This is a genomic window from Pseudomonas frederiksbergensis, from assembly GCF_000802155.2.
GTDB classification, from domain to species: Bacteria; Pseudomonadota; Gammaproteobacteria; order Pseudomonadales; family Pseudomonadaceae; genus Aquipseudomonas; species Aquipseudomonas frederiksbergensis_A.
Window position 1 is genome coordinate 1 of sequence record NZ_JQGJ02000019.1, and the last position, 24,273, is coordinate 24,273.

20 protein-coding genes are annotated in these 24,273 nt (G+C 59.0%); 8 read left to right on the forward strand and 12 right to left on the reverse strand.

Going from position 1 to position 24,273, the window contains the following annotated elements:
* The first annotated feature begins 198 nt into the window (after nucleotides 1-198).
* Nucleotides 199-1,167: a GTPase gene (gene yjiA, locus JZ00_RS24380; RefSeq protein WP_039593916.1), complete on the forward strand. Its 969-nt coding sequence runs from the start codon at nucleotides 199-201 to the stop codon at nucleotides 1,165-1,167.
* Between the two features lie 70 nt (nucleotides 1,168-1,237).
* Here yjiA and JZ00_RS24385 read toward each other — a convergent pair whose 3' ends face one another.
* The 3 genes from JZ00_RS24385 to JZ00_RS24395 form a co-directional block, all read right to left on the reverse strand.
* Entirely contained in the window at nucleotides 1,238-1,765 is a 528-nt protein-coding gene (locus JZ00_RS24385) for a hypothetical protein (RefSeq protein ID WP_039593915.1), read from the reverse strand.
* A gap of 199 nt (nucleotides 1,766-1,964) precedes the next feature.
* Nucleotides 1,965-3,218, reverse strand: coding sequence for a serine hydroxymethyltransferase (glyA, locus tag JZ00_RS24390; protein WP_039593914.1), 1,254 nt, complete (start codon nucleotides 3,216-3,218; stop codon nucleotides 1,965-1,967).
* 161 nt (nucleotides 3,219-3,379) lie between these two features.
* Nucleotides 3,380-7,228 carry a sensor domain-containing protein gene (locus tag JZ00_RS24395; protein ID WP_039593913.1) on the reverse strand — a complete coding sequence of 1,283 codons (3,849 nt, stop codon included), beginning with the start codon at nucleotides 7,226-7,228 and terminating at the stop codon, nucleotides 3,380-3,382.
* A gap of 271 nt (nucleotides 7,229-7,499) precedes the next feature.
* On the opposite strand from JZ00_RS24395, the gene ettA reads away from it, so the two are divergent.
* The gene (gene ettA, locus JZ00_RS24400; protein ID WP_039593912.1) at nucleotides 7,500-9,164 is read left to right on the forward strand and encodes an energy-dependent translational throttle protein EttA; all 1,665 of its coding nucleotides are present in this window, start codon (nucleotides 7,500-7,502) and stop codon (nucleotides 9,162-9,164) included.
* 74 nt (nucleotides 9,165-9,238) lie between these two features.
* On the opposite strand, the gene lanM is transcribed toward ettA, so the two are convergent.
* The 6 genes from lanM to JZ00_RS24425 form a co-directional block, all read right to left on the reverse strand.
* Nucleotides 9,239-12,322 (reverse strand): type 2 lanthipeptide synthetase LanM, encoded by a 3,084-nt coding sequence (gene lanM / locus JZ00_RS24405; RefSeq protein ID WP_039593911.1) that lies wholly within the window; start codon nucleotides 12,320-12,322, stop codon nucleotides 9,239-9,241.
* A gap of 225 nt (nucleotides 12,323-12,547) precedes the next feature.
* A complete protein-coding gene (locus JZ00_RS31290; RefSeq protein ID WP_196304808.1) occupies nucleotides 12,548-12,691 on the reverse strand; it encodes a hypothetical protein in 144 nt (47 codons plus the stop codon).
* Nucleotides 12,692-13,014: 323 nt separating this feature from the next.
* Nucleotides 13,015-13,506, reverse strand: coding sequence for a GreA/GreB family elongation factor (locus JZ00_RS24410; protein ID WP_039593910.1), 492 nt, complete (start codon nucleotides 13,504-13,506; stop codon nucleotides 13,015-13,017).
* A gap of 70 nt (nucleotides 13,507-13,576) precedes the next feature.
* On the reverse strand, nucleotides 13,577-13,933 hold the full coding sequence (locus tag JZ00_RS24415) for a hypothetical protein (RefSeq protein WP_039593909.1): 357 nt from the start codon (nucleotides 13,931-13,933) through the stop codon (nucleotides 13,577-13,579).
* Nucleotides 13,934-14,019: 86 nt separating this feature from the next.
* Nucleotides 14,020-15,873, reverse strand: a complete 1,854-nt coding sequence (locus JZ00_RS24420) for an Lnb N-terminal periplasmic domain-containing protein (RefSeq protein ID WP_039593908.1) — start codon at nucleotides 15,871-15,873, stop codon at nucleotides 14,020-14,022.
* Nucleotides 15,874-15,961: 88 nt separating this feature from the next.
* Complete coding sequence (locus tag JZ00_RS24425) at nucleotides 15,962-16,450, reverse strand: DUF3015 domain-containing protein (RefSeq protein ID WP_030140293.1); 489 nt, start codon at nucleotides 16,448-16,450, stop codon at nucleotides 15,962-15,964.
* Between the two features lie 274 nt (nucleotides 16,451-16,724).
* Here JZ00_RS24425 and JZ00_RS24430 point away from each other — a divergent pair, with 274 nt between their 5' ends.
* The 4 genes from JZ00_RS24430 to JZ00_RS24445 all read left to right on the forward strand — a co-directional run bounded on the left by JZ00_RS24430 (nucleotide 16,725) and on the right by JZ00_RS24445 (nucleotide 21,173).
* On the forward strand, nucleotides 16,725-19,163 hold the full coding sequence (locus tag JZ00_RS24430; RefSeq protein ID WP_039593907.1) for a Lon protease family protein: 2,439 nt from the start codon (nucleotides 16,725-16,727) through the stop codon (nucleotides 19,161-19,163).
* A gap of 254 nt (nucleotides 19,164-19,417) precedes the next feature.
* Nucleotides 19,418-19,759 carry a PA4575 family protein gene (locus JZ00_RS24435; RefSeq protein WP_039593919.1) on the forward strand — a complete coding sequence of 114 codons (342 nt, stop codon included), beginning with the start codon at nucleotides 19,418-19,420 and terminating at the stop codon, nucleotides 19,757-19,759.
* A gap of 107 nt (nucleotides 19,760-19,866) precedes the next feature.
* Entirely contained in the window at nucleotides 19,867-20,355 is a 489-nt protein-coding gene (locus tag JZ00_RS24440; RefSeq protein ID WP_039593906.1) for a TIGR00645 family protein, read from the forward strand.
* A gap of 200 nt (nucleotides 20,356-20,555) precedes the next feature.
* Nucleotides 20,556-21,173: an FKBP-type peptidyl-prolyl cis-trans isomerase gene (locus JZ00_RS24445; protein ID WP_003205746.1), complete on the forward strand. Its 618-nt coding sequence runs from the start codon at nucleotides 20,556-20,558 to the stop codon at nucleotides 21,171-21,173.
* A gap of 88 nt (nucleotides 21,174-21,261) precedes the next feature.
* Here the strand turns inward: JZ00_RS24445 and JZ00_RS24450 are convergent, their stop codons facing one another.
* From JZ00_RS24450 to JZ00_RS24460, 3 genes are all read right to left on the reverse strand, one after another.
* Nucleotides 21,262-21,519: a PA4570 family protein gene (locus JZ00_RS24450; RefSeq protein WP_039593905.1), complete on the reverse strand. Its 258-nt coding sequence runs from the start codon at nucleotides 21,517-21,519 to the stop codon at nucleotides 21,262-21,264.
* A 203-nt stretch (nucleotides 21,520-21,722) separates the two neighbouring features.
* Nucleotides 21,723-22,064: a zinc ribbon domain-containing protein YjdM gene (locus JZ00_RS24455; RefSeq protein WP_039593904.1), complete on the reverse strand. Its 342-nt coding sequence runs from the start codon at nucleotides 22,062-22,064 to the stop codon at nucleotides 21,723-21,725.
* A gap of 133 nt (nucleotides 22,065-22,197) precedes the next feature.
* A complete protein-coding gene (locus JZ00_RS24460; RefSeq protein WP_039593903.1) occupies nucleotides 22,198-23,166 on the reverse strand; it encodes a polyprenyl synthetase family protein in 969 nt (322 codons plus the stop codon).
* 377 nt (nucleotides 23,167-23,543) lie between these two features.
* On the opposite strand from JZ00_RS24460, the gene rplU reads away from it, so the two are divergent.
* Together rplU and rpmA are read left to right on the forward strand one after the other, a co-directional pair.
* Nucleotides 23,544-23,858, forward strand: a complete 315-nt coding sequence (gene rplU / locus JZ00_RS24465; RefSeq protein WP_003176051.1) for a 50S ribosomal protein L21 — start codon at nucleotides 23,544-23,546, stop codon at nucleotides 23,856-23,858.
* 35 nt (nucleotides 23,859-23,893) lie between these two features.
* Nucleotides 23,894-24,151, forward strand: coding sequence for a 50S ribosomal protein L27 (rpmA, locus tag JZ00_RS24470; protein ID WP_003176049.1), 258 nt, complete (start codon nucleotides 23,894-23,896; stop codon nucleotides 24,149-24,151).
* Nucleotides 24,152-24,273 lie beyond the last annotated feature (122 nt).

The following is a 24,273-nucleotide window of genomic DNA, read 5'->3' on the forward strand; positions in this document are numbered from 1 at the left end:
AGAACGCCAGGAGGCCCGCTACGGCGGCAAGGGTGGGCCCAAGTGTTGTTGAATTGAGCTAAACCCCATGTGGGAGCGGGCTTGCTCGCGAAAGCGGTGGGTCAGTCGCCATTGATGCGGCTGACATCCGTCTTCGCGAGCCGGCTCGCTCCCACATTGGTTTGTGCTTTTCTTTAATTTCGAAGCAGGAGATCCAGTTTGTCCTCTCCCATCCCGGTCACGATCCTCAGCGGCTTCCTCGGCGCGGGCAAGACCACGTTGCTGCGTCATCTGCTCAAGGCCGAGCACGGACTGAGAATTGCCGTGATCGAGAACGAATTCAGCGATGCCGGTATCGATACCCAGTTGCTGGGCGAAGAGCCGGTGCAGGTCATGACCCTGGCCAACGGCTGCGTTTGCTGCACGATCCACACCGACCTGACCAAGGCCCTGTACCTGTTGCTCGAACGGCTGGACAGCGGCGAAATCCATTTCGACCGTTTGGTGATCGAGTGCACCGGCCTCGCCGATCCGGCACCGGTAGCACAGACGTTTTTCATCGACGAAGACCTGCGTGAGCGCTACATACTCGATGGCATTCTGACCCTGGTAGATGCCGCCCACGCCGACACCCACCTGACCCAGGCCATTGCCCAGGCCCAGGTCGGATTTGCCGATCGCTTACTGCTCAGCAAGACAGACCTGGTCGACGCGGCGCACGTCGAGGCCCTTGGCGAACGCTTGATGCGCATCAACCGGCGGGCACCGATCCGAGTGGTCGAACACGGCAAGATCGACCTGGCCGAATTGCTGGATATCCGTGGATTCAATCTCAATGCGGATCTGGGCGCCGGGCTCAGCCTTCGTCCGGTTGGCAAGGCAACCACGGGCGATCGCATCAGCAGCCTGGTCCTGCGCACCGACAAGCCGCTGGACATCGACAAGCTCAGCGAATTCATGAACCAACTGCTCGAAGAGCACGGCAAGCAGTTGCTGCGCTACAAGGGGGTGCTGAATATTGCGGGCGAGTCCCGCCGATTGGTGTTCCAGGGCGTGCTCAAGTTGTACGGCTTCGATTGGGACACCGAATGGGCCCCAGGCGAAACCCGTGAAAGCGTGATCGTGTTTATCGCCGATGAACTACCCGAAGAGAAAATCCGCGCAGGTTTCGAGGCCGCGTTACGTTGACCGAAGACCCTCAAAGGCTTGTCCCGGTAACAGCGGCTGGCTGGAAACACGTCGCCGCTGTGCAGCGTCGTCAAAGTAGGCTCAGGAGAAAAGTTATCTTGGATTTTTCTTCTGTCTCGGCGAGGTAAAGATAAGGCGAGCCGCGCACCTTTAATCCGCCTATGTATTTATTGTTTTGTGTCATCAGCGAGACAGGCGAATGGGCGGCGGTATTGTTTTCCCGCGTAAGCGTTCGGTTTTGATGATCCAGGAGTGTAAGCACTGTTGGACTGCCGAGCTTTGGACCATCGACTCCTAGAGTCTCCAGCCAGCTTTTCCTGATGAGCTTGTCGTAGTGCTTGCCAGTGTTTTTGATGACCAGCTTATAGCCACCCACGGCGGGGCGAAACTGTAGCATCAGAGGCGCGGTGACGACGCCTGGTACTTTTGGCTTCATGCCAAGCAGATTGGAATGATCGCGGGTTTGCCGCCTGCCGCTGTAGAAACCTCCGCTGAACGCGGTCACGGTAACCATGGTCGGTTGGCCATGCAGTAGTTCAAGGAAGTTGACTTCAGCATCAAGCATGCTGAGCGTTGCTTCGAAAGATTTATTGTCCATTGGCCGTCGAGTCCTTTCTGGCTGGTGTAATGGGAATCGAAGGTTAATGGGTTTTCTTTCGTTCGCGGGGATGTATGTATTGCCAGTCGTTAAGTCTTTCCTGACTGTCTGGTTTTAGATTGAGAAGATGTTTCCTTGAATAACAGGCATAAAAAAGCCCGCATCTTTCGATGCGGGCTCGTTTTTATTGCAATCTTAATTAAGCGCCATAGACCGGCAGCTTCTTGCAAATAGCCTTGACCTTCTCACGCACGGCGTCGATCACCGCTTCGTTGTTCAGGTCCGCCAGGATGTCGCAGATCCAGCCGGCCAGTTCCTTGCACTCGGCTTCCTTGAAGCCACGAGTGGTCACGGCCGGGGTGCCGAAGCGCAGGCCCGAGGTGACGAACGGGGAGCGTGGATCGTTGGGCACCGAGTTCTTGTTGACGGTGATGAACGCTTTGCCCAGCGCAGCGTCGGCGTCTTTGCCGGAGATTTCCTGCTTGATCAGCGAGAGCAGGAACAGGTGGTTTTCAGTACCGCCGGACACCACGTCGAAGCCGCGCTCGATGAACACGCCGGCCATGGCCTTGGCGTTCTTCACCACTTGTTGCTGGTACGCCTTGAACTCAGGTTGCAGGGCTTCCTTGAAGCAGATCGCCTTGGCTGCGATCACGTGTTCCAGCGGGCCACCTTGGGCGCCTGGGAACACGGCGGAGTTCAGCTTCTTCTCGATGTCGGCGTTGGCGCGCGCCAGGATCAGGCCGCCGCGTGGACCGCGCAAGGTCTTGTGGGTGGTCGTGGTGACCACGTCGGCGAACGGCACCGGGTTCGGGTAGACGCCAGCGGCAACCAGGCCGGCCACGTGTGCCATGTCGACGAACAGGTAGGCACCGACCTTGTCGGCGATTTCGCGGAAACGCGGGAAGTCGAGGACTTGGGAGTAGGCGGAGAAGCCGGCGACGATCATTTTTGGCTTGTGCTCGAGGGCCAGGCGCTCGACTTCGTCGTAGTCGATCAGGCCGTTGCCGTCGATACCGTACTGGACGGCGTTGTACAGCTTGCCGGAGGAAGAAACGCTGGCGCCGTGGGTCAGGTGACCGCCGTGGGCCAGGCTCATGCCCAGGATGGTGTCACCGGCCGACAGCAGCGCCAGGTACACGGCGGCGTTGGCTTGGGAACCTGCGTGTGGCTGGACGTTCGCGTAATCGGCGCCGAACAGTTGCTTGGCACGGTCGATGGCCAATTGCTCGACCACGTCGACATATTCGCAACCACCGTAGTAGCGCTTGCCCGGGTAGCCTTCGGCGTATTTGTTGGTCAGTACCGAGCCTTGAGCTTCCATCACCGCGGGGCTGGTGTAGTTTTCCGAAGCGATCAGCTCAATGTGCTCTTCCTGGCGCTGAGCTTCTTGCTCCATGGCGGCAAAGAGATCGGCGTCGTACTTGGCAATAGTCAAATCACGGCTGAACATGGCGGTCCTCAAGGATCGGGGCAGAAAAGGGGGGCATTCTACCTCAACCGGTTTTGGAAGGCATATGAAAGGGCGTCATGTCTTGGACGAATGGGGTTCATGCGCCATTCAGCGGTGTCCAGGCCGGCTTCATCGCAAGCAAGCCCAGGCGCCTCGGAATTTCAGTCGAGCATGAACAACGCATCATTGCTGAACTGCGCTTCAAACCGATTCGCCGGCATCGGCCGGCCAAACAGGTAGCCCTGGACTTCGTCGCAGCCATGTTCGCGCAGGAAGTCCAGTTGCTCGTGGGTCTCGACGCCCTCGGCGATCACCGCCAGGTTGAGGCTGTGGGCCATGGCGATGATCGCTCGGGCGATCTGCGCGTCCTGCTCGCCGGACGGTAGGCCGTCGACGAAGGTGCGGTCGATCTTCAAGACGTCGATGGGAAATTGCTTGAGGTAGTTGAGCGATGAATAACCGGTGCCGAAGTCATCGACGGCAATGCTCAAGCCCAGGTTCTTCAAACCGGCGAGGATCTGCATCGCTTCGCTGACCTCGCGCATCAGGATACTTTCCGTCAGTTCAAGCTCCAGGCATGCCGGCGGCAGCCCGGTGCTGCGCAGGATATTGGCGATGCGCGTGCCCAACTGGCCGTCCGAGAATTGCCGGGCGGAAATATTGACCGAGACCTTCGGCACCCGGACCTTGGTCTGGTGCCAGGTCCTGAGTTGTCGACAGGCTTCGCTGATGACCCAGTCGCCGACGTCCACCACCAGCCCGAGTTCTTCGAGCACCGGGATGAAATCCCCCGGCGGCACCAAACCGCGTCGTGGATGGCGCCAGCGCAGCAGGGCTTCGGCACCGGTCAAGCGTTTGCCGTCGCCGCTGAATTGCGGTTGGTAATACAACACGAACTCATTTTGCTCCAAGGCATGGCGCAGGTCGCTTTCCAGTTCCAGGCGCTCCAGGGCGCTGGCGTTCATGTCGGCCTGGTAGAACTGGAAGTTGTTCTTGCCGCGTTCCTTGGCGTGATACATGGCCGTGTCGGCGTTCTTCATCAATTGGCTGAGTTCATTGCCATCCTGGGGGCTCAGGGCGATGCCGATACTGGCGGTGACAAAAAACTCGCGGCCTTCGAGCACGAATGGCCGGACCAGGCTCGCAAGGATCTGCTCGGCCACCGTGATCGCCCGGTTCAGTGCCATTTCGCGGCTGGCACGCGGTTGCAGCAGCAGGGTGAATTCGTCGCCGCCCATGCGCGCCACGGTGTCGTCGTCGGCGACACAGCCGAGCAGGCGCGTGGCCATTTCCTTGAGCATCCGGTCACCGGCCGCATGGCCAAGTGAGTCATTGATCGGCTTGAAGCGGTCCAAGTCGAGGAACATCAGCACTACCCAGCTCTTCTGCCGCTCGGCCGATTGCAGCGCAGTGTGCAGGCGGTCCTGGAACAGCGTGCGGTTGGGCAGGTGGGTCAGGGCGTCGTAGTAGGCCAGGCGATGGATGCGCTGCTCGCTGGCCTTGCGTTCGCTGATATCGCTGAAGAAACACACATAGCTGGCCAGGTCGCCTTCGTCGTCGAGCACCGCCGTGATGCCGACCCAGGCCGGGTAGTGTTCGCCGTTGCGGCGCTTGAGCCAGACTTCGCCTTCCCAGGTGCTGTGCTGTTCCAGTTGCTTGAGCACATAGCGCAGGTGCGCTTCCTGCTGGTCGTCAACGGTCAGCATGTTGGGCAACTGGTCCAGTACCTGCGAGACGGCATAACCGCTGACGCGACTGAACGCTTCGTTAGCCTGGACAATGTAGCCGGCCGGGTCGGTGATCAGGATCGCCGAGGTCGAGTGCTCGAATACCGTGGCGGCCATGCGCAAGTCCTTTTCGGCGCGACGCTGCTGGCTGATGTCGCGACCGACGCCGAGCACGCCTTCGAACGCACCGTTGTCGTCCCACACCAGCACTAGCCGCAGCTCGATCGGGATCTTGCGTCCATCGGCGCGCAGGCAATCGAACAAGAACAACTGGGTCTGCATCTGGTTGCGCAGCTCGGTCAGTTGCTCGGGCTTGTCGAGAGCCTTGCTGAGCCGGTCCATCAGGCTGTAGATGCCGGTCAGTTGCTGTGGATTGGCGATGGTTGACTGCCAGCCGTTCTGGAAGATCGAGTCGGCGGTGTAGCCCAGCACCGCCTGGACGGACGGGCTGACATAGTTGAGCGAAAGCTTGCTGTCGGTCGAGAAAATCACGTCACTGATACTCTCGGCGAGCATCCGGTAGCGTTGTTCGCTGTCGCGCAGCGATTCGCTGGCTTCGATCTGCTCGGTGACGTCCTTGGCCACGCCGATGATCCGCGTCACCTGGTCATGACGGTCCCGGGCCAGCGCCTGTTCACGGACTTCGAAACGGCGCCATTTGCCGTTGCGATGGCGAAAGCGCAACTGGCATTGCAGCAACTGTGTATAGCCGCCGCGTCGTTGTTCCTGGCGCAGCGTGTGATAGTGATCGGCATCGTCGCTGTGCAGCAGGATTTCCCAGAAATACTCGCCCATCTGGTGCAGTTCGGTACGGTCATAACCGAGCGTCTGGCCCAGGTGGTGGTTGCTGAAGATCATCCGCTGGCTGATCACATCCTGCACATAAAGATGATCCGGAACGGTACGCACCACATCGGACCAGAACCCTTCGCGCTCGAGCAAAGACAGTTCGATCAGCTTGCGGCTGGTGATATCGCTGATGCTGAGGATGACGGCGTTATAGTCGTGCTGCGTCTCCGGCAGGCGCAAGACCAGCCACAAGTGCTGGTCTCGGCCATGGGCGTCCTGGATCCTGATTTCCAGTTCCAGCTGTTTATGCGAATCGAGCAGCGCTTCGATCAGTTTCGAACCGACCGGGTTGTTGTCCTTTGCCGCATTGCCAACCAGCAATTGCCAGGCTTGCTCGCACGAATCGACATTGAGCAGCTTCAACGCCATCTGGTTGACTTCGGTGACGTGGACTTGCTGCTGCAACTGTTCGAGCTGTTGTGGGACCTCCAGCCAGGCACGCAACTGGTCGCCGCTGTGCAATCCGGCTCCGGCAAAGAATGCCTTGAGGCCGGAAAGGTCAAGCACGCAAAGGGCCACGCCGGTGCCTTCGAAGATGTCCTGGTAGCGACGGCGTCCTTCGTGCAACTGCCGCTGGCGTCGGCGCATGTTCAGCAGGGCAATCACCGGCAACAGCGAAAACGCCAGCCCCAGCAGGCATTTGCCGATGAAGGCAGGGAGCAGTTGCTCAAGCACCTGGCGTCGGTCGAATAACCCGCGCAGTTGCCAGTCGCTACTGCTCAGGGGCACGGTCAATACGGTGTTGCTCAGGTCTTGCGGGGTCAGTTGGGTCGGGGTGAGCGCGGGCAGGCTTTCGTCGCGGCTGATGATTTGCTGGTTGAGACGGTTCTCCACCAGCCAGAGAGGCCGCAGGCCCGTATCGGCTTGCTTGGTCAAGGTCGAAAAGAAACTGGGTGTCAGGCGCAGGGCCCAGTATCCGCGAGAGCTGCCGCTGGCCTGGTGCAACAGCAGGTGCACCACGGAACCATCCTCGGCGTTGCTGAAATAGTGCGCCTGGGCGTGACTGCGTCGCACCAGTTCGACCAGGTAGTTGGCGTCGTGGCTACCTGCGTCACTGTCACTGAGCACTCGGCCGGAGGGGCTCAACAGCGCCAGGCTGCGCAGTTCGGGCAATGATTGCTGGAGCTTGCGCAACAGGGCCTGCTGTTCGTCGGCGCTTTGCGGTTGTTCGACGATCGGTAGCAGGTTAAGGGCTATTTGCGCATTCAGGGCCATGTTCAGGCTGACTTGCGCGGCGAGGTCGGCGGTGTAGTCGATGGTGTACTGGCGTTGCTGCTGCTGGGTTTCGCGCAACTGGTCGAGCAGTTGCCAGAAGAGTAATCCCAGCAATAACAGCACCAGCGAGGCCAGCGCGCCCTTCAATGTCCCGCGCAGGGGCAAGCCAGGCACAGCGACGGGCGCGCTTGGGGACGGTGGCGAAGTGACGTTGGACAAGCTGTAATCCTGCGGTTTGCTGGACTGGCGCGACGTGCACTATAAGCCGGACGCCCGAAGGGCGGCTAGCATGCCTTGACTTGTGGCAAAGTGCCAGCCCTTGGCGGCTGGACCTTGACCGACGGTTGAGGTAGCTTTGCCGGTCAAACAAGAGCGTTCCAGCTCCAGATTCCCAGGCTCTATCGGCCCGCAGGCATTGATAATCATCAACTGCCCGCGCCGCGCATGGCCTGGCTCGTTCTTTTCACCTGTCACTGACGCTAGGTTCACCATGGCTCAATACGTCTTCACCATGCATCGGCTGAGCAAAGTTGTTCCGCCGAAGCGGGAAATCCTGAAAAACATTTCTCTGTCCTTCTTTCCCGGCGCCAAGATCGGCGTACTGGGCCTCAACGGCTCGGGTAAGTCCACGCTGCTGAAAATCATGGCCGGCGTCGATAACGAATTCGACGGCGAAGCCCGGCCGATGCCGGACCTGAACATCGGTTACCTGCCGCAAGAGCCCCAGCTGGACCCGACCAAGACCGTCCGTGAGGTGGTCGAGGAAGCGGTCAGCGTCATCAAGGACGCCCAGGCGCGCCTGGACGAGGTCTATGCCGCCTACGCCGACCCGGACGCCGACTTCGACAAGCTGGCCGCCGAACAAGCCAAGCTCGAAGCGATCCTGCAGGCCAGCGACGGCCATAACCTGGACCGTCAGCTGGAAGTGGCCGCCGATGCGCTGCGCCTGCCGGCCTGGGACGCGAAGGTCGAACACCTCTCTGGTGGCGAGAAGCGCCGCGTGGCCCTGTGCCGCCTGCTGCTGTCGGCCCCGGACATGTTGCTGCTCGACGAACCGACCAACCACCTGGACGCCGATTCCGTCGCCTGGCTCGAACATTTCCTGCACGACTTCCCAGGCACCGTGGTTGCGATCACGCACGACCGTTACTTCCTGGACAACGTCGCCGGCTGGATCCTGGAACTCGACCGCGGCGCGGGCATTCCGTACGAAGGCAACTATTCGGGTTGGCTGGAAGCCAAGTCCGATCGTCTGGCCCAGGAATCCAAGCAGCAGTCGGCCCATGAAAAAGCCATGAAGGAAGAGCTGGAGTGGGTGCGCAAAGGCGCCAAGGCCCGCCAGTCCAAATCCAAGGCACGTCTGCAACGCTTCGAGGAAATGCAATCCCAGGAATTCCAGAAGCGCAGCGAAACCAACGAGATCTACATTCCGGCCGGCCCGCGCCTGGGTGACAAGGTCATCGAGTTCAAGAACGTCACCAAGGGTTATGGCGACCGCGTGTTGATCGACAACCTGTCGTTCGCCATGCCAAAAGGCGCCATCGTCGGTGTGATCGGTGGTAACGGCGCGGGTAAATCCACGCTGTTCCGCATGCTGATGGGCAAGGAAACGCCGGATTCGGGCACCATCGAGATCGGCGAAACCGTGCAGTTGGCCTGCGTCGACCAGAGCCGCGAGGACCTGGACGGCAGCAAGACCGTGTTCCAGCAGATCTCCGACGGTTCCGACCAGATCCGCATCGGCAACTATGAAATCCCGTCGCGCACTTATGTCGGTCGCTTCAACTTCAAGGGCGGCGACCAACAGAAGTTCGTCAAGGACTTGTCCGGTGGTGAGCGCGGTCGCTTGCACCTGGCGTTGACCTTGAAGGAGGGCGGCAACGTCCTGCTGCTCGACGAACCGTCCAACGACCTCGACGTCGAAACCCTGCGTTCCCTGGAAGAAGCCTTGCTGGACTTCCCGGGCGCCGCCATTGTGATCTCCCACGATCGGTGGTTCCTCGACCGTGTGGCGACTCACATCCTGGCGTACGAAGACGACTCGCAAGCGGTGTTCTTCGAAGGCAACTACACCGAGTATGAAGCCGATCGCAAGAAACGCCTCGGCGAAGCCGCTGCCCAGCCGCATCGCGTACGGCACAAGAAACTGGCCTGATTCGGTCGGTTGCATGAAAAACGGAGCCATCATCGGGCTCCGTTTTTCATGGGCACAACCCACTGTTGGTTCGCTCAGGCTGACATCGCGAAATCGAGCGAGAGGATATTGGGAATCGTTGGATCTATCTCATACAGCAAGGCATAGCCTGCGCCCGTAATGCCAGTCAACAGGCTGACGTCGGGCACTCTATCGCGATCGAGAAACGGGCCTTCGAAAAACTGCCGTGCGACCTCTCCAAGAGCTTGTCTAACCCTGGCGATGCCCTCGGGATTGTCCGAATGCCGATACCATTCATACAGGCAGATCAGATTGCCGAAATCGCCATGGCACAAGCTATAGCCCCCGCCGAAGCCGTGCTGCCATAGATTGTTCTCGCAGCGCTGGATGTCGTCGAGCACCGTCTGCCGGGTCGTTTCGTCCAAGGCGTCGCCCATCGACTTCATGAGCTGTTGCCTGGCGATGAGGATGCCACCGTCTCCGTGGCACCATTTGGAGGCATGGTCCACGGGCCCCTGGTTTCTCAGGTCGAGCCAGAAACCGTCTCGACTCAAGCGGTTTTCCCCCGCCAGCACTTGGATAGCCAAAGGCACTAGCGTCTTATCGCCGGTCGCGTCATAGGCTTTGCACAAGGCATGAATGACACCTGAAAGGCCATGGGACAGGCCGGTCAGAATCACGGAGCGGTCATCGCGTCGCAGAAGTTGGCCGTCTTCAATCAGTAATTGGTCCTTGATGTAGTCGACCATGCGCCGGATGGCAGGCCTGACATCCGCCTGACTCGATAATGCATGGACATTGGCGAGCAGCGTTATCGCACCACAACAACCGCCCAGAAAGTCGAAATCGTAATTGTCCGGCGGCACTTCCATCAGTCGGGCCAGCAGCTCGGCAATTTCCTTATCGTGTTTTGGCTCGCTCGTTATCTGCCGACGATTGATCAGCAGATAGAGATAAGCTCCCAGGCCATGATAGGCGCTGACGGTCAGGTCCGCGCTGAAGAAGCCAAAATGATGCTCCAGTGAGTTCAACACTTCATCCAAGAGCGACAACCAGTGCGGTTTGCCGCTTACCTTGAACAGGCTCAGATAAAACAACCCAATCCCGGCGATACCGGAGTACAACCCGTGTTCCATCGGCAAAGGGTATTGCCGGTGAGTCGTCGGGTGGGTATGAAAAGCCAACCAGCTGACGTCCATTGCCGTTCCCTTGAGGGCAAGTTCTTCGAGGCGGGAGCTGATAGTCGATATCGCGTCGAGTCGGTCCGGCCGGGGCGACTTTTCAGGGGCCGCACACGTCGCGGTAACCCGGGAAGGCGGATGTCCTAGGGCTTCAGGAAATAGACTGATCTCGATCAGCGTGCGTTGCAGTGCCCAGTCCCCGCGGGAGAGGTTGGATATTTTCCGCAGACAGCTTTTTATAGGTGGCTCGACGCCAGCCATCTTTATTTCTTGACCCTGTGCACTCGTAAAATGATCGGCAGTTAGTGGCATGGTGAAACATGGGATGCAGGACCGGTGCAGGTCGGCTATTTCATACCGCGGGATGGCTTTTTCCCGAAGGGGCTCTTTCGAATCCTTCCACAGGGTTGCGAGCAGAAGCTCCCTGTCGAGCATGTTTTGCGTAAAGCGTGGATGGCGCAGCAGCTTGATGAAATCAGCGTAGCGTTGAGAGTTCTTGAGCAATACGCGGGTAGACAGTTCGCCAGCGGATAGTTCGAGCATCTGCATGATCGTTTGCCGATGATTCATCAGCTCGCCATAGGCATAGTCGAAACCTTGGAGCAGTTGTGCCCTGTACGTTTCGGGCCCCTTGCGTTCACCCTGCAACAGTGGCAAATGCTTCTGCGTCGGCTGGTGCTCGAATTCGACCTTGCGCAGGTGGTAAAAGCCCTTTTCGAAAACGAGGGATTGACGGGTAGAAATGAAGAGTGCTTGCCGAGTCAGCCCGCTCTGGTCGTTATTGGAATTCTGTGAAAAGGGCACAAGGCCGCTGGAACAGACCGATTGTTGGATCACGTTGAAACTATTGGACAATGCACAGCCAGCGGGTAATCCAGTGAACAAGTTACTGGTGGAGGCAGTGAACAGGCACTCCAGGTCAACCATGACCGGGTTGCTTTTACAGGCAATGATGTTTTCAAAGTGGAAGTCGATGCCGTTCAATGCGTGGATAACGGCTATCTGTGCGCCCATTTTCTTGTAAAACAATTCAACGTCCGCTGCGTTGTCGCAGGGTAGATGATTGATTGTTTCAATCCAGCTATGCCGTTCGCGGCTGAGGGTCCGTGGCGATTGGATAAAAAAACAATCGGCGCCTGTCGATTCGTGCAACCGTTCAAGAAGGCGATTGAAAAACAATGCCTCACGACTTGCCCTCGGCTTATAAACCAAGGTCGTCGCGCCAATATAAATTTGGCAAACCGTTTCGCCGCGGCCATGGGGATCCCCTAGGCCAAGTTCAATGGCATTGATTTGCCGGGAAGTAACAGAGAATTCAGTTTCCAGTGAATGGATATCGACTGCGAAGTCGAGAATGACCTTGTAAAGGTAATCATGGGCATCTTCCAGCAGATCAAACAGCAGGGTCGCCAGTACCGGATAAGTCTCGAAGAACCCTTTTAGTGGTGATGCGCGTAGCTGTTCATTCAAACTGTCCAGGTCTATGTTGTCGCCTTCCGCAATGCGCGTATTCAAGTAATGAACCAGGCTTTGTTCTGACAGGCGCGCTATTCGGGTCACGACGTAAAGTTCGAGGCCCGTGAAAAAGCTGGATTCGTCAATATACGTCGAGGCGCGCGAGTAGCGCCCATCCGCCTTGAAGGTTTCAATGAAGTAAAGGAAAAAACGTTGGCTAAACCAATGAAAGTTTTCCTTATCGCTCGAGCAAATTGTCGTTTCGATAGACAGGCGCTCGAACCGAGCGATTTTTTCCCTAAGTAGATTCAGGGCGGTTTCGCCATCAACAGGCAAAGGCTGCTGATTGACGGGTTCATTGATATACGAAATCAATTGTTTCCTGCCGGTCCCGAAGTGCTCCAGCAAGGGCTGGTCGTCATCGTGCAGGCGAGATAAATTGTTTTCAAACAGGGCGATGTTACTTTTGGAAGAGAATCGATATCCCCCTCGCTGATCCAGCTTCAACGCATTGACAAGCATGCCGTGGTTCCTGATCTGGATAGAGCAGGCGATGCCTGCTCTATATTTCTAGCTATTGCAGGTTCTAGCTGTCGGTCGGATTAACATCCAAATGACTTGGTAGAACCAATGCAGTGTCTCGCGATCTTCGGGCACCAGAAGACATACGAACCGGAGCGTGTAAAGTTGCTCAGGGAGAAAGAGGGGCTGCCCCCTGTAATGCTGGTCTGTTGCGCAGGGCTGGACTCAGCACAGAATGGCGGTGCATTGTATGGTGCCGCACTCGACAATAGTCAGTGCTGCTGATGCGGTACTTGAGTTGCCAAGATCTTGAAAGGACTTCAGATCGCTTTCGAAATCGCCGGACATGGCAAGAATCTGTTCGTTCATTATGTAATTCCTATGGCTGGTGTCACGCACTGGGTGCGGATTAGTGGCAGTGAAAGGTGAAGGATTTTACGTTGATGTGGGAATCTTTTGTTTGATGGTATGCCTTGAAGTCGATATCGAAATTTCCAGACATTTCCAGCAGTTGATGGCTGATCATATAAGTATCCTTTGATTGTTCTGGTGCGCCGATAGAGGCGAGGCAAACCATAACATGGCACTCGGTGGGTAGAAACTTGTTGTTGTGGCCTGATGTTGCAGTTGTGTTTTGCTACAAACTTGTCGTGTGTTGCTATAAGTATGTAGTGGGGTTTAGTTGGTCGTGGTCAGCCAGCGTTTATTTCGATAACTTCAATGATGAGATGGCCGGCTGGTCGCTGCCAGGTTACTTCATCCCCTACCTTGGCCCCCAGTAAAGCCCGGCCCAGCGGCGAGCCCCAATTGATCAATCCTCCGGCCGCATCGGCCTGGTCTTCCCCCACCAATTGCACGCGCTGCGCCTGACCGTGCTCATCGGCAAAGGTTACCCAATGCCCGATCCGCACCTGATCTGTAGCATTCGCTGTAACAACCTGGGCGCTTTGCAAGCGTCGGTTGAAGTACCGCAGATCTCTTTCGATGTCCGCGATACGCTGCTTGTCCGCCCGCTCGCCCTGGGCAGTCTGTTGGCTATGCAATTGCTGCAACTCGGCGACCCGTGCCTGCAATTGAGCAAGCCCTGTCGGCGTGACGTAGTTGGGTTGCGCGCTGATCTGGCGTTCGACCGGTTGATTGGCCTGGGCGGCGGCGTTGTCTTCGTTGACGAAAGCGCGACTCATAGGTTTCTCCTCTGTTGGAGTTTGGGCCATGGTCGCAAGGTTTTGGTTTCGACGAATGTCTCAGAGCGACTCACTGCGAGCGATAAGCCCGGGCGGCGTCGCGATCTTTCTCTTGTTGCCAGGCACGTTCGCGATCGTCCCAGTGGCGTTCGCGGTAGTCGTTACGCTCTTCACTCTCGCGCATGGCCTGGCACTGGCGAAAACCGTCGCTCCAGCCTTCGGCGTAATGTGCGTCCTTGAGGTAACGTGGCACATCTTTCCTGAACTGGCCGGTAATCGCCCCGGCTGCTTGTCGGCCACTGCTGCAACCATCATCGAAACCGTCTGCAAAGGCAGGCGGAAAACCTCGGGCGATCAAGTCCTCGCGGGTGGTTTCGCAGCCGCCGAGCAACATCAACACACCCAGTACCACCGTCGCACGCCACATGTGCTGTCATCCCGACCGATCCACTCATGACAGAAGTCTAGAAGTGGATTCGTCAGAAAGGCGTGAAAGCGCGGTGATCAATCCGTTCAGTAGTGATACCACTTCACTTCAAGCATCACCTCGTTCTCCGGCGAGGCCAATTGGCTGAACTCGCGCTGGGCGCTCAGGCGCAGGCCGAGGTTGCGGGACAGTTCCCACTGCTGGTTGAGGCTCACGCTACGGCGCACTTCGCCGTTGACGAAATAATCGCCCTTGGCTTCCAGGCTCAGGTTGCCCAGCGGGTTTTTCCACAGCACACCGCTGTTGAACCCGGCAGCCGGGGCGATGAATTGGGCGAAGTCATTGTTGTGCTCGACTCGCACCGTACCCAAGGCAAAGCCCAGCACATCTTCGCCCAGCGCCCAAGTGCCACCCGCGCCGCCATTGACGTGGCTGACCAAGGTTTCATCGTCGTGTTTGCCCGGCACCCGCTCCAGGCCGCCGGTGACCTGCCAGGAAAGCGGTTGCAGCAGCTCGTTGCGCGGGGTCAGGGAACGGATGGTCGCCAAGTCCAGTTGTTGCACTTGCCAGTCGTTGCCTTCGTATTGGCGCAGCTTCAACTGGAGGATTTCAATCTGCGCCCCCAGCGGGAAGCTTTCGGCATTGTCGTTGAGGTCGTGATAGGCCATGCGCAGGCCGTACTCACCAAATGCGCGGTCGCCCCGTGTGCCCAGGCCGGCCTGCCAGGTGCGCGACTCATGGCCGTCTTCCGGCAGGCCCGGTTGTGGGATGTCGAGTTCCGGCGCGGGGTTCTGGTTGATTGCCCGCAGCAATTCGAAACTGCGCTGGGCCCGCTGTGGATCGCGCTCCTGGCCATTGGCGCGATAGCGCTCCAGACGATAGGCGGCATCGATGATCAATGCCTGGCGCTCGCGTGGTAATGCCTTGAATTCCCGGGTCTGCAATTGTTGCTGGGCGGCGCTGACTTTCAGCACCCACTGCTGTTCCTCATCGCTCAAGGGCTCGGCGCGGCTGAGCAGCTCTCGTTCACGGGACGGCCGGTACTGGATGCTTTCCACCAGTCCGGCTTCTTTCACTGCCTTGACGGTGTCGGTGGGAATCGCGGTCAGCGGGAACTGTTCGGTCAGGCGCAGGCTGGGGCGCGCGACTTGCAGCAATTCAAGCAAGCGATAGGAGCAGTTTTCGTCGAAGAAAAAGTAGTCGAACTGGATCTGCTTGAGCTCCCACACATGCTCGACCATGCGTTCGGTCTCCGCCTGGCTCAGGTTGAGGCGGTATTCCCACAGGTCGCGGTTCTCGAGGCTACGGTACTCGGAGAGTTTTTCCTGATAGGGCACCAGGGCGAACAGGCCGGGATAGCCGCCCATCAGGCCTTTCCAGGCGTAGAGGATGCTGTTGTCCGAACCTTCGATGTAGGCGCCGAAGTTGATTGCGTAGCTGAGCAGGGCGGTCTTGTCGCTTTGCACATCGGCCTGGTCGATGCGCAGCAGGGTGTGACCGAACATCGAGGACGGGCTGTTGAGGTACGCGGCGGGGAAAATCATCACCGCGCTGTGGGGCGAAACGTCCTTGAACCACTGCGTGTAATCGCTGCAATTGACCGTCGGCAGGTCCGCCAGGTCGAGCTGCGCCTTCAACCAGCGGGTTCGCGCCGGGTATACGCATTGCGCGTGTTGCTGGCCGGCGCTGGCCGGACCGTACAAGGCTTGGAGCGTGGCGGTCAGTTCGCGGTCGGGATGCTGGTTGCCGTCGGGTGCCAAGAAGAATTTCTTGTCGCTGATGTAGCTGCGCCAGCCGCCGAGCTTGGCGGTTTCGTAGTGGCCCAGGGAAATCCAGAAGCGGTCATTGGTCAGTTGCTGCAAACGTTGAGGGTCGATATGAGGCGCGGCGGATAGCGGGGCGCACACACAGAGCGCCAGCCAGGCAAGGCGTTTGAGCATAGTCGGCTACTTGGAAAGTCGAAAAATAAAGACCGAGAGGGCCCCAAAAAGAAAACCCGCTCCCCGAAAGGAGCGAGTGATGCCGAGCTTAAGCTTGAGTCGCGTACTTGGCCAGGCGAGGGTCGTTTTTCAGCACGGCCAGGGTATTGGTATGCACGTCTTCTGCAGTCACGTCAGCTTTGCTGAAGATCTGCTGGAAGTGCTCATGGGTCACTGCGGAGAAGTGTGCGCGATCTTCCGGCGCCACACCCAGTACCACGGCGTAGGTGGTCAGCGCTTCACCCTGACCCTTGGCCATGTCTTCGGACAGCTCGTTCATCATGCCATTCATGGCCAGCCAGGATTTGCCGCCGTAGGTCAGCGCGGCGTTGGTCGAGCAGCCGTTGGTGCCGGAGGTCATGCCGAAGGTGGCGTTGCCGGAAGTGCCGTTGGTGGTGGATGCGAGGAAGTGAGCCGGGGTGCCACGCTGACCTTCGAACAGCATGTTGCCCCAACCGCAATCCGGGCCGCCCGGCGCCTGAGCCATGGCGTTGATGGATACAGCGGTGAAGAGAGTACCGAGAAGAATCCGTTTCATAGCTATGTTCTCTTTATGTGCATACCAATGGACAGGGTCTGGCCCCTACAGCAGCCAGTGGGCCGGTTATTGTTCCAGCCGCGCAGTTTGGAGTTTAGGCACGATCCGAGGGTTCCGTGACATTTTGCAAAAACATTACGGCAAATCCATTGCTTGCGCGGCTCTGCCCAGGGTTTTTCCCTCGACTATGCTTTGGTCTCAGGCGCTCCTTGCCAGTCAGGTACGGGCAGCGCCAGAATGCCGCTATCTGCCCCGCCTGATGTAAGGAAGCCCGATGCCTGATCCTGTTGCTGCCAGCTTGCGTCTAGCGCCCGAAGCGCTGACCCGTCCGTTTTCCGCTGAACAGTTCAGCTTCTCTACCACTAATGATCTGGAGCCCTTCCGCGGTGTGCTTGGCCAGGAACGTGCGGTCGAAGCATTGCAGTTCGGTGTGGCGATGCCACGCCCCGGTTACAACGTATTTGTGATGGGTGAGCCCGGCACCGGCCGGTTCTCGTTCGTCAAACGCTACCTCAAGGCCGAAGGCAAGCGCATGCAGACCCCGGCGGACTGGGTCTATGTCAACAACTTCGACGAGCCACGCGAGCCGCGCGCCCTGGAGCTGCCCTCCGGGACGGCGGGCACGTTCATAGGCGATATCAACGGCCTGATCGACAACTTGCTGGCGACATTTCCGGCGGTGTTCGAACATCCGTCCTACCAACAGAAAAAGAGCGCCATCGACCGCGCCTTCAACCAGCGCTACGACCGCGCCCTCGATGTGATCGAGCGCCTGGCGCTGGAAAAAGACGTCGCGCTGTACCGCGACAGCAGCAACATCGCCTTCACACCGATGAGCGAAGGCAAGGCCTTGGACGAAGCGGAGTTCGCCCAGTTGCCGGAGGCCGAGCGCGAGCGATTCCATGAGGATATTTCCGGCCTGGAGGAGCGCTTGAATGAAGAACTCGCCAGCTTGCCGCAGTGGAAGCGCGAGTCCAACAATCAGCTGCGCCACCTCAACGAAGAAACCATCACCCTGGCCTTGCAGCCCTTGCTGGCGCCGTTGTCGGAGAAATACGCCGAGAACGCCGCCGTGTGCGGTTATCTGCAAGCCATGCAGGTCTATCTGCTCAAGACCGTGGTCGAGCAGTTGGTCGACGACAGCAAGACCGACGCGGTCGCCCGCAAGCTGCTGGAAGAGCAATACGCGCCGAGCCTGGTCGTCGGCCATCCGGCGAGCGGTGGCGCCCCGGTGGTGTTCGAGCCGCATCCGACCTACGACAACCTGTTCGGGCGCATCGAGTACAGCACCGACCAGGGCGCGCTCTACACTACGTATCGGCAGTTGCGTCCGGGTGCCCTGCACCGTGCCAACGGCGGGTTCCTGATCCTTGAAGCGGAAAAAATGCTCGGCGAGCCGTTCGTGTGGGATGCGCTCAAGCGTGCCCTGCAATCGCGCAAGCTGAAAATGGAGTCGCCGCTGGGGGAGCTGGGTCGCCTGGCGACGGTGACCCTGACACCGCAGCACATCCCGCTACAGGTCAAGGTCGTCATCATCGGCGCGCGCCAGCTCTATTACGCCTTGCAGGACCTAGATTCGGATTTCCAGGAGATGTTTCGCGTGCTGGTGGATTTCGACGAAGACATCCCGATGGGCGATGAGAGCCTGGAGCAGTTTGCCCAGTTGCTCAAGACCCGTACCTCGGAGGAGGGCATGGCTGCGCTGACCGCCGATGCGGTGGCGCGCCTGGCCACCTACAGTGCGCGCCTGGCCGAGCACCAGGGGCGCCTGTCGGCGCGTATCGGCGACCTGTTCCAACTGGTCAGCGAGGCGGATTTCATTCGCCAACTGGCCGGCGACGAAATGACCGACGCCGGCCACATCGAGCGCGCCCTCAAGGCCAAGGCCACCCGCACCGGGCGCGTTTCGGCACGAATCCTCGACGACATGCTGGCGGGGATCATTCTCATCGACACCGATGGCGCGGCCGTGGGCAAGTGCAACGGGCTCACGGTGCTTGAGGTGGGCGACTCGGCGTTTGGCGTGCCTGCGCGGATTTCCGCCACGGTGTACCCGGGCGGCAGCGGCATCGTCGACATCGAACGGGAGGTCAACCTCGGCCAGCCGATCCACTCCAAGGGTGTGATGATTCTTACCGGGTATCTGGGCAGCCGGTATGCCCAGGAATTTCCCCTGGCGATCTCGGCCAGCATCGCCCTGGAGCAATCCTACGGCTATGTGGACGGCGACAGCGCATCCCTCGGCGAGGCGTGCACGCTGATTTCAGCTTTGTCGAAGACTCCGTTGAAGCAGTGCTTCGCCATCACCGGCTCGATCAACCAGTTCGGTGAAGTGCAGGCGGTGGGCGGGGTCAACGAGAAGATCGAAGGGTTCTTCCGCCTTTGCGAAGCCCGTGGGCTGACGGGCGAGCAGGGGGCGATCATTCCCCAGGCCAACGTCGCGACCTTGATGCTCGACGAAAAAGTGCTGGCCGCCGTGCGCGCCGGGCAGTTTCACGTCTATGCCGTGCGCCAGGCCGATGAGGCATTGAGCCTGCTGGTGGGGGAACCCGCCGGTGAGCCGGACGAGAACGGCGAGTTCCCTGAGGGCAGCGTTAACGCTCGCGTAGTGGAGCGGTTGCGGGTCATTGCGGAGATGATCAGCGACGAAGATATCAAGGAAGCGGAAAAGGAAATGGCGCAGCAGGCGCTGGTGGAGGCCAAGCCGGCGTAAAGCTTTCCTGACCGCCGCAAGACCGGTGGGAGCGAGCAACGTCGCTCCCACCGTATTGTTGTGGATGATTCCCCATAAGCGTCACCAGTTTGGCGTCAATATTCACACTGTGACCGCTCGGCGTATTCTGGTCTCGAAATCCTTCGTTGCTGGAACTTTTCTCCTATCCTCAGTTCAAGGATAACGAGAGCCATCATTGGATCGAAACAGCCCGCTCACGGGCTGAATACCGGATCTACCCGAGGGGCGCCGCCATGTCGCGCAACCTTTGCCTCACTCGCCAATGCCTGGGCCTTGTGACCCGCATTGAATGTGCTGTCCGCCCGCTGGCTGGAGATACGGGCATGTGGACCGTACTCTTCGCCGCCGGAATGGCCGGTGAACAACCTTCCGCCATCAAGGCCCAAGGGCCGTTTCCGGGGCCGACCGCCGCAGAAACCATTCTCGACACCATCGTCCAGAACCTGACGACCCATGGTTATGAACTGGCTGACGATCCGCAGATCTGGTCCCTGCACATGCAGGCGCAACTGCGGGAAATCAACGGTGGTCGCTGTCGCAACGTCGGCGGTTTCGAGTTTCGTCCGCTTCAGTGAGTCGTTTCCGAACACGCTCGGCCAGTCACCTGTGGGCCGGACCGGCGTTTGTCGGTCAGGTCTTGGCTGATATACTCGCCGCGTTTTTTCAGCCCTGGTGAGACTCAATGGAACGCTTTATCGAAAATGCAATGTACGCCTCCCGTTGGCTGCTGGCGCCGATCTACTTTGGGCTATCGCTGGGCTTGCTGGCCCTGGCGCTGAAATTCTTCCAGGAAGTATTTCACGTCATCCCCAACGTGTTCTCCATGGCCGAGTCCGAGCTGATCCTGGTGCTGCTGTCGTTGATCGACATGGCGCTGGTGGGCGGTTTGCTGGTCATGGTGATGATCTCCGGCTATGAGAACTTCGTCTCGCAACTGGACATCGGCGACGACAAGGAAAAACTCAACTGGCTGGGCACGATGGACTCTTCGTCGCTGAAGATGAAGGTCGCGGCCTCGATCGTTGCCATTTCCTCGATCCACTTGCTGCGTATCTTCATGGACGCCAAGAACGTCGATCCTGACCACCTGATGTGGTACGTGATCATCCACATGACGTTCGTGGTGTCGGCATTCGCCATGGGCTACCTGGACAAACTGACCAAGCACTGAGATCCAGCCGCGATTCTGAAGCAGCGCCCGCCTGTCGAGAGACAGGCGGGCGTTGTCGTTTAGAGGGGAGGGCGCGCGAGCGGTTCGTCCGCGCCATGGCATCTGTGCTAGTCTGCTTGCCCTTTTGGTTCCGGGCGCTCCGGGAGGCGCTGTGTCACGCACGGCAACTTTCCGGGCCGTCCGCACAGCGGAGCAGCATGATGTCCGAAGTTAACCTGTCCACCGACGAAACCCGCGTCAGCTACGGCATTGGCCGTCAGTTGGGCGACCAACTGCGCGACAACCCGCCACCGGGCGTGAGCCTGGACGCAATCCTGGCTGGCCTGACCGACGCGTTCGCCGGCAAGCCGAGCCGCGTGGGCCAGGACGAGATGTCCGCCAGCTTCAAAGTCATCCGCGAAATCATGCAGGCCGAAGCGGCCGCCAAGGCTGAAGCCGCTGCTGGCGAAGGCCGTGCGTTCCTGGCTGAAAACGCCAAGCGTGAAGGCATCACTACCCTGGCTTCCGGCCTGCAATTCGAAGTGCTGACCCAGGGTGAAGGCGCCAAGCCGACCCGTGAGGACCAAGTGCGTACCCATTACCATGGCACTCTGATCGACGGCACTGTATTCGACAGCTCCTACGATCGTGGCCAGCCAGCCGAATTCCCGGTAGGTGGCGTTATCCCAGGCTGGACCGAAGCACTGCAACTGATGAATGCCGGCAGCAAATGGCGCCTGTACGTGCCGAGCGAACTGGCCTACGGCGCTCAAGGCGTTGGCAGCATTCCACCGCACAGCGTGCTGGTGTTTGACGTCGAGTTGTTGGACGTCCTGTAAGGCCCTGCCCGGTTTAATTGCCGGACATGAAACTGTGGGAGCGATGGTGCGGCAATCCGACTTGCTCGCTCCCACAGGGCTAAGTGTTTCATCCCTGGAACCTGCCGCTGAAATCCCCCGTTGGGCGCAACGCCCGGGCATAACAGAACAGGAACAGGTTTCGCACCAATTCCTTGAGTACCAGCGGCTCGCTGGAATTGAGGCTGCTGAGGTCCAGGTCTCCTTGGTCCTTCAGCTCGCTCAAGGCTTCTTCTTCAAGCACCGCACAGACTTCCCCGGTTTCCCGATGCAGGATCCTCAGGTAGGGATGTGGGCGGTCCAGCCAGGCATCGATCAAATAAGTCATGGTTCTCATCTCCTTGATGGGTTCGATGAGAATAATTCTTATTCGCTAAATAGCAAGTCTCTATTGGCGCAACGATTGTTTTTCTGACGATGGGTTGTGATAGCTCAAGCGGGCTGGAGCGAGCGTGCTTGCACAAGAGGGGGGCGGCGCGGGGAGGGCAAAGCGCCATCCCACGCGGGGCGCGGGATGGGAGTACAGCAGGTTCAGACTTTTCTGACGAACTCGGATTTGAGCTTCATCGGGCCGATGCCATCGATCTTGCAGTCGATGTCGTGGTCGCCGTCGCACAGGCGGATGTTCTTGACCTTGGTGCCGACCTTGACCACCAGCGAGGTGCCCTTGACCTTGAGGTCCTTGATCACGGTGATGGTGTCGCCGTCCTGCAGGACGTTGCCGACCGAATCCTTCTTCACTGTGTCGTCGGACGGCGTTTCAACTTCACCGCTGGCGGACCATTCGTGGGCACACTCCGGGCAGACCAGTTGGGTGCCGTCTTCGTAGGTGTATTCGGAATTGCATTTCGGGCAGGGAGGCAACGTGCTCACTAGGGTTCCTTGGGTATCAGGAGGGCAAAAGGGCGCACATTATATAGGGTTTTGTTGCTGGGATGGGTGTTCGCAGTCCCGTGGCGAGGAAGCTTGCTCCCTCGCCATAAAAGCTCGCCTTGATCGGCCAGGATCAGTGCGTACGGGCGACCGCAAACTCGCTCAGTTCCACCAGCGCATCGCGGTATTCGCTGGCGGGCAGGGCATCGAGGCATTTGATCGCGCGGGCAACGTAGTCTCGGGCCAGGTTCGCGGTGTACTCCAGCGAGCCGGAGGCTTCGACTGCGACACGGATGCTTTCCAGGTCTTCGATCCCGCCTTTCTGGATCGCCTGGCGGACCAGCGCCGCCTGTTCCGGCGTGCCCTCGCGCATGGTGTAGATCAGCGGCAGGGTCGGCTTGCCTTCGGCCAGGTCGTCACCGACATTCTTGCCCAGGGTCTCGGCGTCACCCTTGTAGTCGAGCAGGTCGTCCACCAACTGGAACGCGACGCCCAGGTGATCGCCGAAGGTGCGCAGCGCTTCGCTCTGCTCGGCGGTGGCGCCGGCCAGGGCCGCGGCGCTGTGGGTCGAGGCTTCGAAGAGCATCGCGGTCTTGCCGCGGATGACTTCCATGTAGGTTTCTTCCGTCGTGCTGGCGTCGCGCACCTTGGACAGCTGCAATACTTCGCCTTCGGCAATGATGCGCGTGGCCTGGGACAGGATTTTCATCACTGGCATCGAGCCCAGCTCGACCATCATTTCGAACGAGCGTGAATACAGGAAATCACCCACCAGCACGCTTGGGGCATTGCCCCACATGGCGTTGGCGGTCGAGCGGCCACGGCGCATGCCGGACATGTCGACCACGTCGTCGTGCAGCAGGGTCGCGGTGTGCAGGAACTCGATGGTGGCGGCCAGCAGGCGCATGTCGTCGCCTTCGCGGCCCAGGGCCTTGCCGCACAGCAGCACCAGTAATGGACGCAGGCGCTTGCCACCGGCCGACGTGATGTAATCGCCGATTTTCGATACCAGCGGCACTCGGGAAGTCAGCTGCTTCTTGATGATGCCGTCGACGGCACTAAAATCGTCCGCCACTGCGCGGTAGAAAGCTTGGGGTTGCATCAGCGACAGGCGCTCCAGAAGGGTTGCGCGGCATGCTAGGACCCACGTCCGCAGGTGTCAAGGCGCGACCAGACCCTGTTAAAGCTGCTGCGCTCGGTAATCCTGCGTCAAAAACAGGCTCGGAATACGCATTTACAGCCTGTAAACTCCGCTTCCTCGTCTGTTTTTTCCTTGTCTTCCCTTCGCTCGCGACGCTTTAACAGTGTCTGGTCGCTACTTGCAAGGCTCCGTTGCCTTGCGTACAATCGCGCACCCTGAACTTCCTGGGCAGCACCTGCCTTACGCAATTGCATCCGGGCCTTCCAGCCCATGCAGCCATGCCAGCCAATACCTCTTCCTATAAAGCGCTGGGTGAGCAGGATTATCGGAGAAATACCATGTCGTACGCAGTAATTGTTACTGGTGGCAAGCAATACAAGGTCGCCCCAGGTGAATACCTGAAGATCGAAAAACTGGAAATCGCTACCGGCGAATCCGTGACTTTTGATCGCGTTCTGTTGGTCGCCAATGGCGATGACGTGAATATCGGCGCTCCAGTCGTTGCTGGCGCTACCGTTGTGGCTGAAGTGATCTCCCAAGGTCGTCACGATAAAGTCCGCATCATCAAGTTCCGTCGTCGTAAGCACCACATGAAGCGCATGGGCCACCGCCAGTGGTACACCGAGATCAAAATCACCGGTATTCAGGCTTAATTTCAGCCTAATTCCTCACTAGGAGAATTGAACTCATGGCACACAAAAAAGCTGGTGGTAGTACCCGTAACGGTCGCGACTCAGAAGCCAAACGCCTTGGCGTGAAGATGTATGGCGGCCAGAAAATCATTCCGGGCAACATCATCGTGCGTCAGCGCGGCACCCAATTCCACGCCGGTTACGGTGTTGGCATGGGTAAGGATCACACCCTCTTCGCTAAAATCGAAGGCGTGATCAAGTTCGAAGTAAAGGGCGCGTTCAACCGCCGTTACGTGAGCGTTGTCGCAGCTTAATTGCGAGATCGCTGGAAAAGCCCTGTCTTGCGACGGGGCTTTTTCGTTTGTGGGGTGAGTCTCTTGCAAAACTGTTTGTATGGGCTGTCGGCGCTGCGGTTGGGCGTGTTTTCAGGTCGCTG

Bases quoted from the DNA above. Each gene is read 5' to 3' on its own strand.
- JZ00_RS24385 (WP_039593915.1), bottom strand. From the start codon at position 1,765: ATGGACAATAAATCTTTCGAAGCAACGCTCAGCATGCTTGATGCTGAA.
- glyA (WP_039593914.1), bottom strand. From the start codon at position 3,218: ATGTTCAGCCGTGATTTGACTATTGCCAAGTACGACGCCGATCTCTTT.
- ettA (WP_039593912.1), top strand. From the start codon at position 7,500: ATGGCTCAATACGTCTTCACCATGCATCGGCTGAGCAAAGTTGTTCCG.
- lanM (WP_039593911.1), bottom strand. From the start codon at position 12,322: ATGCTTGTCAATGCGTTGAAGCTGGATCAGCGAGGGGGATATCGATTC.
- JZ00_RS31290 (WP_196304808.1), bottom strand. From the start codon at position 12,691: ATGAACGAACAGATTCTTGCCATGTCCGGCGATTTCGAAAGCGATCTG.
- JZ00_RS24410 (WP_039593910.1), bottom strand. From the start codon at position 13,506: ATGAGTCGCGCTTTCGTCAACGAAGACAACGCCGCCGCCCAGGCCAAT.
- JZ00_RS24415 (WP_039593909.1), bottom strand. From the start codon at position 13,933: ATGTGGCGTGCGACGGTGGTACTGGGTGTGTTGATGTTGCTCGGCGGC.
- JZ00_RS24420 (WP_039593908.1), bottom strand. From the start codon at position 15,873: ATGCTCAAACGCCTTGCCTGGCTGGCGCTCTGTGTGTGCGCCCCGCTA.
- JZ00_RS24425 (WP_030140293.1), bottom strand. From the start codon at position 16,450: ATGAAACGGATTCTTCTCGGTACTCTCTTCACCGCTGTATCCATCAAC.
- JZ00_RS24430 (WP_039593907.1), top strand. From the start codon at position 16,725: ATGCCTGATCCTGTTGCTGCCAGCTTGCGTCTAGCGCCCGAAGCGCTG.
- JZ00_RS24435 (WP_039593919.1), top strand. From the start codon at position 19,418: ATGTCGCGCAACCTTTGCCTCACTCGCCAATGCCTGGGCCTTGTGACC.
- JZ00_RS24440 (WP_039593906.1), top strand. From the start codon at position 19,867: ATGGAACGCTTTATCGAAAATGCAATGTACGCCTCCCGTTGGCTGCTG.
- JZ00_RS24445 (WP_003205746.1), top strand. From the start codon at position 20,556: ATGTCCGAAGTTAACCTGTCCACCGACGAAACCCGCGTCAGCTACGGC.
- JZ00_RS24450 (WP_039593905.1), bottom strand. From the start codon at position 21,519: ATGACTTATTTGATCGATGCCTGGCTGGACCGCCCACATCCCTACCTG.
- JZ00_RS24460 (WP_039593903.1), bottom strand. From the start codon at position 23,166: ATGCAACCCCAAGCTTTCTACCGCGCAGTGGCGGACGATTTTAGTGCC.
- rplU (WP_003176051.1), top strand. From the start codon at position 23,544: ATGTCGTACGCAGTAATTGTTACTGGTGGCAAGCAATACAAGGTCGCC.
- rpmA (WP_003176049.1), top strand. From the start codon at position 23,894: ATGGCACACAAAAAAGCTGGTGGTAGTACCCGTAACGGTCGCGACTCA.